The 16,474-nt window shown below is 69.3% G+C and carries 11 protein-coding genes and 2 pseudogenes; 7 read left to right on the forward strand and 6 right to left on the reverse strand.

What is annotated here, in order from left to right:
• Positions 1 to 17: 17 nt before the first annotated feature.
• Positions 18 to 989, reverse strand: coding sequence for a cyclase family protein (locus ACZ56U_RS32005; RefSeq protein ID WP_469087418.1), 972 nt, complete (start codon positions 987 to 989; stop codon positions 18 to 20).
• A complete protein-coding gene (locus tag ACZ56U_RS32010) occupies positions 986 to 1,990 on the reverse strand; it encodes a fumarylacetoacetate hydrolase family protein (protein ID WP_469087521.1) in 1,005 nt (334 codons plus the stop codon). Before ACZ56U_RS32010 ends, ACZ56U_RS32005 begins: the two co-directional genes overlap by 4 nt.
• A gap of 124 nt (positions 1,991 to 2,114) precedes the next feature.
• Here ACZ56U_RS32010 and ACZ56U_RS32015 point away from each other — a divergent pair, with 124 nt between their 5' ends.
• The 3 genes and pseudogenes from ACZ56U_RS32015 to ACZ56U_RS32025 form a co-directional block, all read left to right on the forward strand.
• The gene (locus tag ACZ56U_RS32015) at positions 2,115 to 3,056 is read left to right on the forward strand and encodes a LysR family transcriptional regulator (protein ID WP_469087419.1); all 942 of its coding nucleotides are present in this window, start codon (positions 2,115 to 2,117) and stop codon (positions 3,054 to 3,056) included.
• A gap of 290 nt (positions 3,057 to 3,346) precedes the next feature.
• Positions 3,347 to 4,642, forward strand: a complete 1,296-nt coding sequence (locus tag ACZ56U_RS32020) for an MFS transporter (protein ID WP_469087420.1) — start codon at positions 3,347 to 3,349, stop codon at positions 4,640 to 4,642.
• 196 nt (positions 4,643 to 4,838) lie between these two features.
• Positions 4,839 to 5,265: pseudogene (locus ACZ56U_RS32025) on the forward strand (transposase); the annotation flags it as partial.
• A gap of 49 nt (positions 5,266 to 5,314) precedes the next feature.
• On the opposite strand, the gene ACZ56U_RS32030 reads toward ACZ56U_RS32025, so the two are convergent.
• A complete protein-coding gene (locus ACZ56U_RS32030) occupies positions 5,315 to 6,034 on the reverse strand; it encodes a hypothetical protein (RefSeq protein WP_469087522.1) in 720 nt (239 codons plus the stop codon).
• A 92-nt stretch (positions 6,035 to 6,126) separates the two neighbouring features.
• Here ACZ56U_RS32030 and ACZ56U_RS32035 point away from each other — a divergent pair, with 92 nt between their 5' ends.
• Positions 6,127 to 6,699 carry an ArsR/SmtB family transcription factor gene (locus ACZ56U_RS32035; protein ID WP_469087421.1) on the forward strand — a complete coding sequence of 191 codons (573 nt, stop codon included), beginning with the start codon at positions 6,127 to 6,129 and terminating at the stop codon, positions 6,697 to 6,699.
• Positions 6,700 to 7,038: 339 nt separating this feature from the next.
• Positions 7,039 to 7,290 carry a hypothetical protein gene (locus tag ACZ56U_RS32040; protein ID WP_469087422.1) on the forward strand — a complete coding sequence of 84 codons (252 nt, stop codon included), beginning with the start codon at positions 7,039 to 7,041 and terminating at the stop codon, positions 7,288 to 7,290.
• A 41-nt stretch (positions 7,291 to 7,331) separates the two neighbouring features.
• Here the strand turns inward: ACZ56U_RS32040 and ACZ56U_RS32045 are convergent, their stop codons facing one another.
• Together ACZ56U_RS32045 and ACZ56U_RS32050 are read right to left on the reverse strand one after the other, a co-directional pair.
• The gene (locus tag ACZ56U_RS32045) at positions 7,332 to 9,518 is read right to left on the reverse strand and encodes a glycoside hydrolase family 97 catalytic domain-containing protein (protein WP_469087423.1); all 2,187 of its coding nucleotides are present in this window, start codon (positions 9,516 to 9,518) and stop codon (positions 7,332 to 7,334) included.
• Positions 9,519 to 10,389: 871 nt separating this feature from the next.
• Positions 10,390 to 10,531, reverse strand: a pseudogene (locus ACZ56U_RS32050) (transposase); the annotation flags it as partial.
• Between the two features lie 153 nt (positions 10,532 to 10,684).
• Here ACZ56U_RS32050 and ACZ56U_RS32055 point away from each other — a divergent pair.
• A complete protein-coding gene (locus tag ACZ56U_RS32055; RefSeq protein ID WP_469087424.1) occupies positions 10,685 to 12,736 on the forward strand; it encodes a family 43 glycosylhydrolase in 2,052 nt (683 codons plus the stop codon).
• Between the two features lie 157 nt (positions 12,737 to 12,893).
• Entirely contained in the window at positions 12,894 to 16,079 is a 3,186-nt protein-coding gene (locus ACZ56U_RS32060; protein ID WP_469087425.1) for a glycosyl hydrolase family 95 catalytic domain-containing protein, read from the forward strand.
• 89 nt (positions 16,080 to 16,168) lie between these two features.
• Here the strand turns inward: ACZ56U_RS32060 and ACZ56U_RS32065 are convergent, their stop codons facing one another.
• Positions 16,169 to 16,312 carry a hypothetical protein gene (locus tag ACZ56U_RS32065; RefSeq protein ID WP_469087426.1) on the reverse strand — a complete coding sequence of 48 codons (144 nt, stop codon included), beginning with the start codon at positions 16,310 to 16,312 and terminating at the stop codon, positions 16,169 to 16,171.
• Positions 16,313 to 16,474 lie beyond the last annotated feature (162 nt).

Genomic DNA, 16,474 nt, shown 5'->3' on the forward strand with positions numbered 1-16,474 from the left:
CTCCCTTGTTCCGCCGCTTACTTGACGGCGAGCGGATTGACGGGGGAGCCGACGGCTCCGGTGATGGGCAGGGGCGCGGCGGTGAGCCAGAACTCGTACACCCCGTCGCGGGCGCAGTCGTCCGCGAGAGCGTCGGGGTCCCACATCTCGCCGATCAGCAGGCCCATGTTGGGGATGACGACCTGGTGCAGCGGCTGGAAGGCGCCGTCGAACTCGTTCGGCCGCACCTCGAAGCCCCACGTGTCGGTGGCGATCGCGGCGATCTCGCTCGTGTGCAGCCAGCCGGCGGTGGTGAAGGACAGGCCGGGCGAGTCTCCGCCCGCGTAGTCACCCCAGCCCTCGCGGCGGGCGCGCGTCAGCCGCCCGGTCCGGACGACGACGATGTCCCCGCGGACGACGGCCACGCCGTGCGCCTCGGCGGTCGCGGTCAGGTGTTCCTCGGTGATCGCGAAACCGTCCGGCAGTTCCCCGCGTTCGTCGCCGATCACCCGGCCGACGTCGAGGAGGACTCCGCGCCCGGCGACGTACGGGGCCATGTGCTCGATGCCGGTGACCAGATCGCCGTCCGAGGTGACGGTCTTCGCGGCGTCGCGTCCGTTCCACGCCTTGCCGTGGTCGAAGATGTGCCCGAGCCCGTCCCACTGGGTGGAGCACTGCAGGGGCATCGTGATCACGTCGTCGGCGCCGCCGATGCCGTGCGGAAAGCCCTGGTTGCCCAGCGCCGCGTCCGTTCCCGTGTCCAGCATGGTGTGGACGGGGTTGGTGCGGCGGCGCCAGCCCTTCTGCGGCCCGTTCATGTCGAACCGCTGCGACAGCGAGAAACTCACGCCCCGGCGGACCAGTGCCGCGCCCTCGCGGCGCTTGGCCTCGTCGAGGAAGTTCAGGGTGCCGAGCACATCGTCCACGCCCCAACGCCCCCAGTTGGAATACCGCTTGGCGGCCTCGTTGATCGCGCCCTCGGCGTCCGTGGGATCAAGCGTGGCCGTCACGACGCGGTCCCCTCGGCGACGCAGCGGGTGCGCTGCGCGCCCAGACCTGTGATGGAGCCCTCCATGACGTCGCCGTCGCGCAGCAGCCGTCCCCAGTGCATACCGTTGCCGGCCGGGCTGCCGGTGAGCACAAGGTCGCCGGGCAGGAGCCGGGAGGTCTGGGAGATGTACGACACCAGCCGCGCGATGCCGAAGAGCATGTCCTTGGTGGACTCGTCCTGCATGGTCTCGCCGTTGAGCTTCAGCGTGACACGCAGGTCACCCGGGTCGGCGATCGACTCGGCGGGCACGATCCACGGGCCGAGCGGGGTGAAGCCGGGGGCGTTCTTGCAGCGCAGCCAGTCGGTGCCGATGGCCTTCATGTCCCGGCGGAAGACGGTGGCGCGATCGGTGAGGTCGTTGGCGATGGTGTAGCCGGCCACGTACTCCAGGGCCTCCTCGACCGTCACCCGGTAGGCGGGCCTGGCGATGACGGCCGCCAGCTCCAGCTCCCAGTCCGGCTGCTGCGCCCAGTCCGGAAGTACGACGTCGTCGAACGGGCCGGCGATCGCGCTCGGCAGGCCGATGAACACGTACGGCAGGTCCTCTGCCGCCCGCCGGTCCATGACTGCGGCGATCTCCGCGCGCGCTTCCTCCACGGTGCGGGGGTCGTCGGAGGAGCGGTGGGCGACCTCCAGGTCGATCACGTGCTGCCGGTAGTTGGCGCCGGACTGGAAGACCTGGCGGGGCTCGACCGGCGCGTGCGCCCGCAGGTGCTCCAACGGCCGCCAGCCGGCCGTCTCGTCGGCCGCGAGCTCGTGCAGGCGAGGGAACATCTCGTCCCAGCGCTCAAGGATCCCCCGGGTCGTCAGGGCCGGCTCGCCGAGGGCCGTACGAAGATCCAGCACGCGCCCCCCGGGTATCACGAGACCGGGGAAAGGCGCCTGGCCTGGGGCGGAGAGGACGCCAAGGGCGAAGGGTCCGGAGAAGGACGCGGAAGCGGCTGCGAGTTTCACGGGAATGTCCTCCAGATTGCGGTGCGACCAATGTGGCTCCCCACCCCGTAATCTGGGAAATAGATTGTTTAGATGTTGATCATCTGTGGTGCAAATGTTCCGCCGCAAGCGGTCTCGCTCTGGAGGCGTCGTGTCCCTCTCCGGCCTCGATCTCAATCTCGTCCTGTCCCTGCGGGCCCTGCTGGAGGAGCGCAACGTCACCCGCGCCGGGCAGCGCGTCGGGCTCAGCCAGCCGGCGATGAGCGCGGCCCTGGCCCGCCTGCGCCGCCACTTCGACGACGACCTGCTCGCGCGCGTCGGCAAACAGTACGAACTGACCGCCCTCGGCCGCGCTCTGCTGGACCGCACCTCGACCGCCTGCGACCTGCTGGAACGGGTCTTCAGCAGCAGGGCCGACTTCGCCCCGGGCAGCGAGGAGCACGAGTTCACCCTGCTCACCTCCGACTACGCCCTCGCCGTATTCGGCGCCGAGTTCGCCCGGACCGTGCACGCCGAGGCCCCGGGGGTACGGCTGCGCTTCCAGCGGACGCCCATCGACGTCACGGAGGACACCGCACCACTGCTCAGCACGGCCGACGGGCTGCTGATGCCGCGCGGCGTCATCGGCGGCTTCCCCGCCGTCGACCTGTTCACCGACCGCTGGGCCTTCCTGGTGGCCGAGACGAACGACGAGGTCGGCGACCAGCTGACCATGGACGACCTGGCACGGCTGCCCTGGGTCATCTACCAGCGCGCCTACGACGCCCCTGCCGCCCGGCAACTGAGCATGCTGGGTGTCGATCCCCACGTGGAGATCTCCGTCGACAGCTTCCAGGCGCTGCCCTTCCTGGTCGCCGGCACCCGCCGGATCGCTCTGGTACAGCAGCGCCTGGCCGAGCTGCTGCGCGGCGTGGCCGCCGTACGCCTCATGGAACCTCCCTACGGGGCGGTGCCTCTCCAGGAGGCACTGTGGTGGCACCCCGTGCACACCCACGACGCGGCCCACATCTGGCTGCGCGAGACCGCGGCCCGCGTGGGAGCGGAGCTGGCCGCTTCCGATCCCGGCCGTATCGCCACGGTCGCACCGAGATAACGGGCTCCTGCAGATGCCCAGCATCCAGGTCCCAGATGATCCACATCTTCGATATCGATCGGATGAGGGCTAGGCAGGACCTGCTCCTTGGCCCATAGTCGACTCAACCCGGCGCCGGAGCCGCACCATCACCCGCTGGCCGGGACCGCGCAGGCGCCCGGTGCGTCTGCCCGCCGCGACGCCCGGCAGTCACCGGCACTCCGCTCCGAACCTGCCACGGGCACCGGGCAGCCCGACCACGACGGCCGCACCGCCCGTTCCCCTCCCGACCCGCCACGTGGAGATCCCGCATGCCTGCACCCCTGCCCCCGCTCCCGTCCCCGACGCCCACAGCCGTCAAGGACACCCCGACCGAGCAGGCCGTGTCCGGCCCCGGCCACCGACTTCGCCTCATGCTGCTGATGACTGGGAGCTGCCTGCCCATCCTGGGCGCCGTACTCATCGCCCCCGTCCTGCCGCAGATGCAGTCCCACTTCGCCGACGTGCCGGGCGTCGACGCGCTCGTCCCCATGGCCCTGACCATCCCCGCCCTCTCCCTGGCGCTGCTGGCCCCCTTCGCCGGCGTCATCGTCGACCGGCTCGGCCGCAAACGCCTGCTCGTCGTCTCGACGGTGCTGTACGCGCTCCTCGGCACCGCCCCCCTGTGGCTGGACTCCCTCGGCGCCATCGTCGCCAGCCGCGCCCTCGTCGGTGTCGCCGAAGCCGCCATCATGACCTGCAGCACCACGCTGATCGGCGACTACTACTCCGGCCGGCAACGCGACCGCTACCTCGCGATGCAGACGATGTGCGCCTCGATCTCCGCGACGGCCTTCTTCGTCCTGGGCGGCGCCGCCGGATCGGCCGGCTGGCGCATGCCCTTCTGGGCCTACGCCGTGAGCCTGCTGCTCGCCCCCGCCATGGCCGCCTTCCTGCCCCAGCCCCGACCGGCTGACCACGCGGACGAGACCTCCCCCACCGCCTCGGAACCGACGGAGCAGGCGGTCAAACGGCCCTTTCCCTGGCGTCCGCTGGCCGGCACGTGCGCGCTGACCCTCTTCGGCGCCATCCTCTTCTACACCGTCCAGGTGGAGATGGCGTTCCTCCTGGACGACATGGGCGTGAGCAACCCCGGCGTGATCGGACTGGCCACAGCCAGCTCCAGTGCCGCGGTCGTGGTCGGCGCCATCGTCTTCGCCAAGGCCGGCCGCAGCCCTCAAGTCTGGCTGCCCACCGCCTTCGGCCTGTGCGCCCTGGGCTTCGCGGTGATCTGGCTAGCCCCCAACCCCGTCATCCTGACCGTCGGCGCCGTGATCAACTGCCTCGGCAGCGGCATCCTGCTGCCCAGCCTGCTCACCCTCGCCATGTCCAAGCTCGACTACGCCGACCGCGGCCGCGGCACCGGCCTGTGGACAGGCTCCTTCTTCCTCGGCCAGTTCATCTGCCCGCTCGTGGTCCTCGCACTCACCTCCGCCGTCGGCACCCTCGCGAACGCCCTGGGCATCCTCGCCCTCGCCGGGACCGCCGCCACCGCCGCACTCAGCCTCACCGCCCGGCGCCGCCGGACGGGAGCCACCCCGGAACCGATCCGCCAAATGGCGGGCTGATCTGACGCGGCGCCGATCCATCAGGCCGGTGCGCTTCGCAGTAGTCCGAAGACACCGGGCGCCACCGTCTTTCAGAAGGTCTCGCGGGACCGGGATGCCGCAAGGAGGCAGCCCGGCGCCGACCGACCGGTACGAGCCGCACCACATCAACAGGCCGGCCGGTCTCCGACGGGGGCCGACCAGAACCGCTCATGCGTCGACCCAGCGCGGTGCACGCAAGGTATTGCAGGACATCTACAGCGCCGAGGACCGCGAGCACGCGGTCAAGGCCGTCGCCGCGTTCGACAAGACGTACGCCGCGAAGTGGTCCAAGGCGGCTCAGAAGATCACCGACGACGTCGACGAACTGCTGGCGTTCGACGACTTCCCCGCCGAGCACTTGGGTTCACCTGCGCACGGAGAGCCCTATCGAATCGACCTTCGCGACTGTCCGGCTCAGGCCCAGGGTCACCAAGGGCGCCGGCAGTGCGACCGCCGCCCTCGCCATGGTCTTCAAGCTCGTCGAGTCCGCCCAGCAGCGGTGGCGAGCGGCCAACGCACCCCACCTCGTCGCGTTCGTCCGGGCCGGAGCCCGCTTCGAGCGCGGCCACCTCATCGAACGCTCCGCGGCTCACGCGGCCTGAACCACCTCAACTGGCTCACGGGTATGGACAATGACTCAACTGCACCGGTCTACATGTAGGACCGGATGGCTACCGTGACATCCATGTCGAAGGCGTTCGCCCCCGCCGCGGACGGCAGGCCCAGGGCCCGGTCGAGCGCGCGGCCAAGGAGGCCGCAGCCACTAGTGCCCGGGGCGGCGAACTCCGCGTCCTGGGCACTGAAGGCGACGACCAGGGGGTCCTTGGATATCACCCGGGTGGGATCGGTGTCCTTGAGTACTAGGTGGACCGCGTCCTCATCGCTGCCCACCGAGCAGCCCGACGACAGCCGGGCCGGCAGCCCGTGCGCCCAGCCCATGGCGAACTTGATGTCGAACTCGCCGCGCCGGGTGTCGTCGGACAGGAAGTCCGAGTAGCCGCCGTACTGCGGAGTCAGGGTCAACAGGGTGCCTCCCGCCCGGATCGGCGCAGCGGTCATCTTCCCGAAGACCTGGCGGAATTCACCGTCCACACGGCCTTCCGCAAAGGTGATCTTCATAGGTTCGGTGAGCGGCTCGTCGACGGCGCCCATGCGCAGATGCCCCGTGGCGTGCATGACCTCGCAGCGCCAGGTCCCGGGGTCCGCACCCGCGGGCAGCTCATCGACGGTCGGGCAGGCGGAGAAGTCGAACTTGGGCAGATCCGCGGCCCGTTCAGCTCCGTACGCGGGAGCGGCGCCCAGGGCGAGTGCGGCAAGCAGGGCCCCAGCGGCAGCACTTGTGAAGCGTCGGACTGTGCGATTCAAGGTCACTCGGTTCGGCGTCATACGTCACAGCATTGCAGAGGTTTCTCTGCAGAGGAAGGGCTGCAGGGAAACCGCTGCAATCTGGATAGACTGGTGTCATGACGAAAGAGCGGAGCGCGGACGCCGCAGGGCGGCGCACGGTCGACAGCCCCCAGGTGCTCAAGGCCCTCTCGCACCCCCTGCGCCTGCGTATCTTGCGCCACCTCGGCACGGCGGGCCCGGCCACCTCGACCACGCTGTCCACCGCCCTCGGCGAGAACACCGGGACGCTCAGCTACCACCTGCGCATGCTGGAGCGCAGCGGCCTCATCGAGGACATCCCCGAACGCTCCACCGGGCGGGAGCGCTGGTGGCGCGGGGTGCGCGGCCTCGACATCCGCAGACCGCCGCAGGGTGAGCTGACGGAGGCCGAGCGCGCCATGTCGGCCGAGCTGGACAGGATGAGGATGGAGGAGGACGTCGAGCTCGCCCGGCAGTTCACCGCCGGACAGGCGGAGTCCGAAGGCTGGATGCGGGGTTCCCGCAGCCTCATCCACCTCACGAAGGGTGAGCTGGACGCATTCCATGACGACTATCTGGCCCTGCTCGCGCGCTATGCCCGCGGGCCCGAGGGCGCTCCCGACGACGCACGACCCGTACTCCTCCGCTGGTTCGGCCTGCCCGCTGACTGACCGGCAGCCGGCCGGCGAACTGTCTGATCGGCCGACTGACCGTACGGGTGAGCTGAGGGAAGGCACCATGTCGGGCGAACGTCTTCACGGGCAGCCACGGTCTCCTCATTCGGGCGACGCATTGCGCGGACCTCGAACGAGAAGAGGATCAACAATCAGTCACGCCGCCCATCGAGACTGTGGGCGTGACCAAGATCGATCCACAGGTCTTGACAATTGCTCATGCCGGGGTGAACCGGGCCTCAGCAGCTGTGCGTCGGGGCTCTGATCGGCGCACTCGGGACACTGGTTCTGTCCGACGCAATGGCGCAGGTGGCGGCCGGCGGAGTCGCGGAAGGAGTGGCAGTTGGCGTCCGTGAGGCCGAGCACGACCGTGAAGGTCGTGCTCGGCTTGACGGGCAGTCGCCGCACGTCTCCCGCTCGGAGGACCGCGAGGCCGACCAGGGCGGGCTGGTGCAGGTTCCGGACGGCGCACGGCACTTCGTGACCTTCGTGACCCATCACGGCCACGGCGGCTGGGAGCGGAGCGCCCTCCTCACCGCCGGGGCCGTGGCCTTCGAGCACGGCCCCGGCCGGGGCACAGGGTTCTGACCCGGTGATGTACTGCTGTAAGGCTGTCTCGTCCAGCGGTTTCAGGAGACGGTGAACATCTGGTGGTCGGCCCTGTCGAACGGGCGCTGCTCCAACTGGTCGCCCTGGGCGCTGCCCGCCGTGAGGTAGAGACCGCTGTGCCGGTTGAGGAGCCGGATACGGCCGTTGCCCGCGTCTTCCGCCAGCCATTCGTCGTTGGTGTTCGCGCCGGCTTCATACGAGTACTGGACGGCCGTCGCGCCCGCGTCGCGGGAGGCATACCGGACGACGACGTCCTTGCCGCTCGCCTCATTGACGATCCGCGTGTATCCGTCGCCGAGGGGCACGAACGCGAAGCGCTGGTTGGTACCGCCGGTGCTGGTCCAGCGGATGATCGCGGCGTCGTTCGCGAGGCTCTTGCTCTTCACGTCCAGTACCTGGCTGCTGCCGGCGACGGTCACCGTGCGGTTCCCGGTCGGGATGACCGGGACCTTGGTCAGCCTGACCACATGGCCGCCGTTGGCGACCACCGGGACGCTCAGCGTGTCACCGGCCTGGATCACCTTGCTGGTACGGGTCAGGCCGTCGGAGCCGTCGGTGGTGATCTCCGCGTGCCAGGTACCCGAGCCGAGGAACGTGGTCGGGTAACTGACGGTGGTGGCGCCGCCGCGCCTGAGAGCCCCGACGAACCACCGGTCGCCGTCGCGGCGCGCGATGACCCCTCCGGTGAGCGGGTCACCCGAGACGTACTTCGTCTCGTCCCACACGGTCGGCAGCATGCGCATCCACCGCTGTGCCTCGGGCCGGGCCTGGTAGTCCGGGATGCGGCTGCCCGGCAGCATGATGCCGCTGTCCAGGAGTACGCCGAGGGCGAGTTCGGCGGCGTCGCTGTTCGGGTTGCGCTGCTGGAAGCTCATCGGCGAGTAGTCGGCCGGGCCCAGCAGGCCGCGCGTGAACGGGAGCGCGGACACGTGCCCGATGTCCCGGCCGCCGGGGTATTCCTCGCCGCGGACGGCCTCGTTGGTCAGCACGTGCGGCCAGGTGCGGTGGACACCGACGGACAGGCGCGAGCCGTGCAGGTCGACCATCAGCTTGTAGCGGGCGGTGTCGGCCAGGGCCGCGTCGTACCACTGCTGACGGGCCCGGGTCTCGGAACCCATGAAGTCCATCTTGACGCCGACCGCACCCCACCCGGTGATCTTGGTGAACTCGGCGTCCCGCTCGGCGGCGGTGTCCAGGTCCTGCCAGTGGTACCAGAGCATGATCCGTACGCCGCGGTCCCGGGCGTAGGTCACGAGCTCGGGAATGATCGCCTGGTTGGCCTTCCACCCGTCGTCCACAAGGAGATAGGGCCAGCCCTGCGAGGAGGCGTAGTCGACCCACTGCTTGAGCTTGGTCAGGTCGCGCTGGGTCTCGAACATGCCGTCCAGCCACGGCCACGCGGCGATACCCGGCTTGATCCACGAGGTGTCGGAGATCTTCGACGCGGGCGCGACGTCATCGACCAGCGTGGACTCCACGATCGTCGCCGTGCTGCCGATGGTGGCGGTGCGCCAGGCCGTGGTGAACGCGTCGGACCGCGCGATCTGCGCGTCGGCCAGCGCGACGGTGAACCGGCCGGTGCCCTGGGTGTGGGTGAACGAGCCACCCGAATAGCCACCGTCCACACCGGACTCGGCCAGCAGCACCCGCGCGCCGTTGGTCTGCTGGGCGAACATGCCCATGTCGTAGGAGCCCGTCGGGACGTCGGTGACCGCAGAGGTCACGTAACCCCTCTCGTGATCGGGGCTGAACACCTGGCGGGACAGTTGGGCGTCGGTCGGTAGTTCGAACGATGTCGCTTCTCTCAGCACCGTCGCACCCGACGGCAGTTCGTAGCGCAGCGCCATACCGTCCGCGGACGTGCGGACATGCACGGTCATCTGCGCGGAGCCCTTCGCGAACACCAGTCTCGTCTCGGTCGCGGACCGCGTCCGGACGCGCGACTTCCCTGCTATCACCTGGTAACTGTCCGAGACGGGCGTATCCGTGCGCCGGACGAACTCCAGTCCTGTGGTGAAGTCGGCTTGGCTGGTCACCAGCCCGATGGGAGCGGGTATCAGGGCCTGGCGGCAGTTCCAGGTCGCGCCGAGCGAGAGGGCGCCGGTCGCGTCCAGCGCCACGGTCGCGCGCACGCCGTCACAACCGGTCTGTGCGACACCGGGCTGGACCGAGGTCCAGTTCCCCGGCGTGGCGGCGGATGCGGGCACCGAGGTGAGCGAGCCTACGCCGGCGAGGACGGCGACGGCCGTACCAGCGACTCGAATCCCGCTTCGTTGGAGGAGTTTCATCCGGCCTTCCGAGTAATGGCAGGTGGCCCGTCGCGTATCGCTCGCGTCGGGAGTCGGTGGGACACTCGCCTTTACATCCCATGGCTGTCAAGGGATATGTCTCTGGATCACCGAAGTTACCTCGCAGTTGGGGCTTGCGGCCCGGTTTATATGGGATGTCTGGTGCCTGGCTGGGGGTTGTCGGAGTCGGGTCAGCTCGTCACGCGAGGTGGCGTCGCCAACGTCCTGGACGTGGTGGTGATCGGATCGAGGCGGAGTCGGTACGCGTAGTGCCGGACGTACCGGTCGGGGAGGGCACCAGGTCGGCCGCTTCGGCACCGATGACCCGGCCACCGGCATCGCCGAGCGCCAGGCCTTCGTCGTGCAGATCCGCAAGGACGTGCCGAGGATCCACTGGGCGGCGACTGGGTCGGGAAGATCGTGTCGTGCGGACGCGGGCGGCAGTGTTCGACTGGAGCCATGGGTAGGCGTAGATGTGAACGGCGTCGAACCTCTCCGTTGGCGCTGTGCCCAGAACCTGTACGAAGAGATCCCAGCCCGTGGGCGGGTGGTCGCTCTGGCTGTACGACCTCGTGGTCAGGCGCATCGGGGACCGTATACAGCGGGGATGTCTTCTGCCCTGGGGACCTGCCCCCCCTGCCATCCCACCGTTGAGTTGGCCGGGACCGACTGACCGCGTCATCAGCCAGGCCACTCGGTGATGGCGTGGCCCGGACGCCGGTGTACGGCCGCGTCCAACTCCTCGCCCACCGACTGCGGCAAGGGCTCACCCAGGGCCCAGTCGAACACTGACGGCGGTCAGCCGCCGCTGCCGCTTCTTGACGATCTGCGACTCGAAGCTGCCGCCGCGGTCACGCGGCACGTGATCTGAACCGGGCCGACATCGGCCAGCACGGTCTTGGACCGGGCCACCCGTTACGGCTGTTGCCGCTGCCGGTACACGAACACCGCCTCCGCGGCACCGACTTCCATCCGATGTTTCTGATCGACATCTATGCGTAACACAGGAACCACGCTATGGTTCGCGTCGAAAAGCGCCAATACATCGGATGACTTGCAGAGTCTTGTTATGCAAGGACGGGTTCGTGGACATCACCAGACGGCAACTCGGCCGGCTCGCCGCGGTCGGCACCGGGGCGTTCCTTCTGCCGGGCCTGCTGCCACCGGGTACCGCGGCAGCAGCCGCACTCTCGGCCGGGAAGTGGGGGGACCAGGGGGACGGCACGTACGTCAACCCCGTGCTTCCGGGCGACTTCAGTGACTGGGACTGCATACGGGTCGGTTCCGACTACTACGGCATCACCAGCACGATTCAGTTCTCCCCCGGCATGGCCGTCCTGCACTCGAAGGACCTGGTCAACTGGCGGACCATCAGCGGCGCGGTCGACGATCTCACCCGCATCGGGCCGGCACTGAACTGGGACCGCATGAGCCGCTACGGCCGCGGCGTGTGGGCCGGGGCCATCCGCTACCACGCGGGCCGCTACTGGGTGTACTTCAATACGCCCGACGAAGGCTTCTTCATGACCTCCGCCCCGTCGCCGGCCGGCCCCTGGGAGCCGTTGACGGCGCTGTGGCGGACCTCCGGCTGGAACGACGTGTGCCCGTTCTGGGACGACGACGGCCAGGGCTACCTCGTCACCACGCACTTCTCGGACTCCTACAAGGTGCACCTGTTCAAGCTGTCGGAGGACGGCAAGTCGCTGGTCGGCGCGTCCACGGTCATCCACCAGTCGCCACGCAGCGAGGCCAGCAAGCTGTACAAGATCAACGGTGTCTACTACCACCTGTTCAGCGAGGTGAAGACCGAGGGCCGGGTGCTCATGATGAACCGCGGCTCCAGCCCCTACGGCCCCTTCGAGACCCGGCAGCTGCTGCACGTCAACACCCCGGTCGACCGTGATCCCAACCAGGGCGGCCTGCTGCAGACTCCGGACGGCACGTGGTACTTCGTGACCCATCACGGCCACGGCGACTGGGAGGGTCGTCCGCTGTCCTTGCTGCCGGTGACCTGGGTGGACGGCTGGCCGATCATCGGTGAGGTGGGCTCGGACGGCATCGGCACCATGGTGTGGACCGGCCAGGTGCCCGCCGGCGGCACGCCCGGTCTGCCGCTCGACGCGCTGCCGCCCGTGGTGACCAGCGACCGGTTCACCGACACCCGCCTGAAGCCGCAGTGGGAGTGGCACTACCAGCCGCGCGCGGGCTACTGGTCGTTGACCGAACGCCCCGGCTACCTGCGGTTGAAGGCGTTCGCCCCGCTGGTGGCCGACAACCTGACCAAGGCGGGCAACACCCTCACCCAGCGGGTGCTGCGCACGGCGGGCGGCGCGACGGTGACCGTCCGCCTCGAACTGGCCGGCCTCGCCGACGGCCAGCACGCCGGGCTGTGCCACTTCGCGGCCACCTACGCGGGGCTGGGCGTCCGGCGCTCCGGGACCACCACCACGATCGCGCACAACGCAAACGGCACCGTGACCGACGGTCCGGCGGTCACGCAGGACGCGGTGTGGCTGCGCACCATCTGGGACGTCAACGGGGTCAGCCGGTTCTCCTACAGCCTCGACGGGAACGCCTTCACCGCGTTCGGCGGTACCTACCAGCTCACCTGGGGCGGTTACCGCGGTGACCGGATCGGCCTGTACACCTACAACCCGAACGACACCGGCTATGTCGACGTCGACTCGGTGCAGTACACCATCACACCCAACCCGGCCTACAAGTGCGTCAGTGCGCGCAGCGGCAAGGTCGCCGACATCTACCGCGCGTCGACCGCGGACGGCGCCGCCGTGATCCAGTGGACCGACAACGGTGAGTCGAACCAGCACTGGGCCTTCCAGTCCACCGGCGACGGCTACCACACCATCACCTGCGCCCGCAGCGGCAAGGTGCTCGACGTGGCGGGGTCCTCGACCGCGGACGGCGCACGAGTCGTACAGGCGACCGCGGACGGCCGGACGAGCCAGCAGTGGCAGTTGCGCCCGCTGACCGGTGGTGCGTTCACCGTGGTCAACCGCAACAGCGGCAAGGTCCTCGACGTCAACTCGGGCAGTACGGCCGATGGTGCCCCGCTGATCCAGTACACCGACAGGGGAAGCACCAACCAGCAGTGGACCTTCCGCCGCGTCACCCCCTAGGGAACCCCTTCCGGTCGACACCGTCGCAACAGGCGTGACGGACAGCATCAGTGCCCCCAGATGATCGCCCGGGATGGATGTCGCTGCCCTCGGCGGATGTCGATGTGGCTGCCCTTCTCCCCTGAAAGAACCGACCTGACGGTCAGGAGAACTAGCCGTGACCCATGAGCCGCAACCGCAGCGCAGAAGCATCCTGAAGTTCGGCGGCGCTCTCGCCCTCGCCCCGGTGATCACTCACCTGGCCGGCGGAAGCCTCACCGGCCAGGCTGTCGCCGCCGAGGACGCCGCCGCAGCGGCCATCACGTGGCCGACCCTGTCGCGCAAGGCGCTGAAGTACCCCGTCCCCGCCACCGACTGGCAGTCGCAGGCGTTGCCGATCGGCAACGGCCGACTCGGAGCCATGCTCTTCGCCGACCCCGACGAAGAGCGCATTCAGTTCAACGAGTTGAGCATGTGGGGCGGTGCCAACAACTACGACAACGCCCTCGCGGGCAAGCCGGACAGCGCCTTCGACACCAGCGTGACCGGCTTCGGCTCCTACCGGAACTTCGGTGATGTCACCGTCACTTTCACTCCCCGCCCGAAGGTCACGGCGCCGGGTGGCCCGTACCGCACCTCCTCGACGGAGGGTCTCGACAAGTCCCACGACGGCAGCTCGGCCACCAAGTGGTGCATCGAGGGGCCGCCCGCGAAGGTGCAGTGGCAGATTGACCTGCCCAAGCCCGTCGCTGTCGCGTCCTACCGTCTGACGAGTGCCAACGACCGGCCGGAGCGCGACCCCCAGGAGTGGACGCTCTACGGTTCCGTGGACGGCACCACGTGGGCGAAGCTCGACAGCCGCACGCTGGCGGCACCCTTCGAGAGCCGCTTCCAGACGAAGGAGTTCACCTTCACCAACAGCACGGTCTACCGCTTCTACCGGTTCGACTTCGTCCCCAAGGCGGGAGTCACCCACTGGCAGGTGAGCGAGATCGCGCTGGCGGGCGACCCCGTCGGGGCAGGCTCGATGTACCTGTGGTCGCCGAGCGGGCACGCCGCGGGATCCAGCACCGCGGCCACGGACATCTCGCGTTCGGTGGACGGCGACGCGACCACCGTCTGGCGGGTCGACACCGCCCCGGCGACCGTCGTCTGGCAGGCCAACCTGCCGCGCGCTTCCGCCGTCACCTCGTACACGCTGACCGCCGCGGCCGACCGCCCGCTGGACGACCCCCGTCGCTGGACGCTCGAAGGGTCGCAGGACGGGCAGGCATGGGTGACCCTCGACACCCAGAGCCCCGGCGCGCCGTTCGCCGGCCGCGGCGAAAGCAGGACCTTCCGCATCACCAACACCACGGCCTACCGCGCCTACCGGCTCATGTTCACCCCCGGCGATTCGTCCACGAGCTTCCAGATCGCGGACATCGTCCTGGAGGGCAGCGGATTCACCACGCGCACGTTGCGCACGCTCACCGACTACCAGCGCGCGCTGGAGTTCGGCGACGGTGTCCACGTGACCCGCTACGGCGCGCCGGGCAACCGCGTCCTGCGGGAGGCCTTCGCGAGCCGGGCCGCCGACGTCATGGTCTTCCGCTACACGACGGAGAGCGCCGACGGCCTGTCCGGAACGATCTCCCTCACATCCGCGCAGGGGGCCACGACGACGGTCGACGCCACCAATCGGCGGATCACGTTCCGCGGGACCACGGCCAACGCCCTCAAGCACGCCTGCACCGTCCAGATCGCGCACACCGACGGCACCTTCAGCGCCGACGGGTCGGTGCTCCGGTTCAGCAAGTGCACCACCCTGACCCTGCTGCTGGACGCCCGCACCAACTACAAGCTCGACGCCGCCGCCAACTGGCGCGGGGCCGATCCGGAACCCGCCATCGCCACCGCGCTCACCAATGCGGCCGCCAAGACCTACGATGCTCTGCGCACCGAGCACACCGCTCAGGTCCGCGCTCTGATGAACCGTGTCTCGGTCACCTGGGGCACCTCCGACGACGCGGTTCTCGCCCTGCCGACCAGCGCCAGGCTGGCCCGGTACGGGGCCGGCGGGAAGGACCCGAGCCTCGAGCAGACCATGTTCGACTACGGCCGGTACCTGCTGATCAGTTCCTCGCGCCCCGGCGGCCTGCCCGCCAACCTCCAGGGCGTGTGGAACGACAGCAACTCACCGGCCTGGGCGTCCGACTACCACAACAACATCAACGTCCAGATGAACTACTGGGGAGCCGAGACGACGAACCTGCCGGAGTGTCACGAGGCGCTCATCGGGTTCATCCGGCAGGCGGCGGTGCCCAGCCGCGTGGCGACCCGCAACGCCTTCGGCAGCGGCGTGCGTGGCTGGACCGCCCGCACCAGCCAGAGCATCTTCGGCGGCAACGGGTGGGAGTGGAACACCGTCGCGAGTGCCTGGTACGCGCAACACCTCTACGAGCACTTCGCGTTCACGCAGGACCTGGACTACCTGCGCACCGTGGCCTACCCGATGATCAAGGAGATCTGCGAGTTCTGGGAGGACCGCCTCAAGGTGCGCGCGGACGGCCTCCTCGTCTCGCCCGATGGCTGGTCGCCCGAGCACGGGCCGCGCGAGGACGGCGTCATGTACGACCAGCAGATCATCTGGGACCTGTTCCAGAACTACCTCGACTGCCAGGCGGTGCTCGGGGTCGACACCGCCTACCGGACCAAGGTCGCCGACATGCAGGCGCGGCTCGCGCCGAACAAGATCGGCAGCTGGGGTCAGCTCCAGGAGTGGCAGGAGGACATCGACAGCCCCACCGACATCCACCGCCACACCTCACACCTCTTCGCGGTCTACCCGGGCCGCCAGATCACCCCCAGGACACCCGCTTTCGCGGCAGCCGCCCTCGTCTCGCTCAAGGCACGGTGCGGTGAGAAGACCGGCGTCCCCTTCACGGCGGCCACGGTGTCGGGCGACAGCCGCCGCTCGTGGACCTGGCCCTGGCGGGCGGCCCTCTTCGCCCGCCTCGGCGACGGACAGCGCGCCCAGACCATGCTGCGCGGACTGCTGAGCTACAACACGCTGTCCAACCTGTTCTGCAACCACCCGCCCTTCCAGATGGACGGCAACTTCGGCATCTCCGGTGCCGTGACGGAGATGCTCCTACAGAGCCACGACGGCGTCATCCACCTGCTGCCCGCCCTCCCGGACGAGTGGAAGGCGACGGGTTCCTTCACCGGGCTCCGCGCCCGCGGTGGTTACCAGGTCAACTGTGAGTGGCGGGACGGGAAGGTCACGACCTACAAGATCGTGGCCGACCGGGCACGCGGCACAGGGAGCGTCACCGTGCGGGTGAACGGCGCCGACACAAAGATCACGCCGATCGTGCCCTGACGGCGACACCCGCTCACCGGCACATCAGCCGGGGCGGCGACCCGCCGCCCCCTGGGACGAGGGACACGGGTCGCCGGCTGCTCAGCGGACTAAGGACCGTGCTCACCGAAGGTGCGGACGACCCACTCCCACTGCTCCTTCTGTGAACGTTCGCCGTCCTGCGTCTGAAGATGGGTGAGCGAGGTTTCGCCGACGATCGCGGATGCGTCACGGTGCTTCACGATGCCGGTCACGCTCTCGTTCGGGCCCTGGTGGGCGGCCCGTCGGCAAGAAGGCCGGCAGAGTGGTGGCCGCGTACAGCAGCGGTAGCCGAAGTGGGCGACATCCTCCATGGTGCATGTCTGTGGCGACCTCGTGGCGCGCCCCGCGCAGCACCTCCCTCAGGCCGCCATAGA

The organism is Streptomyces sp. NPDC034103, from assembly GCF_055575395.1.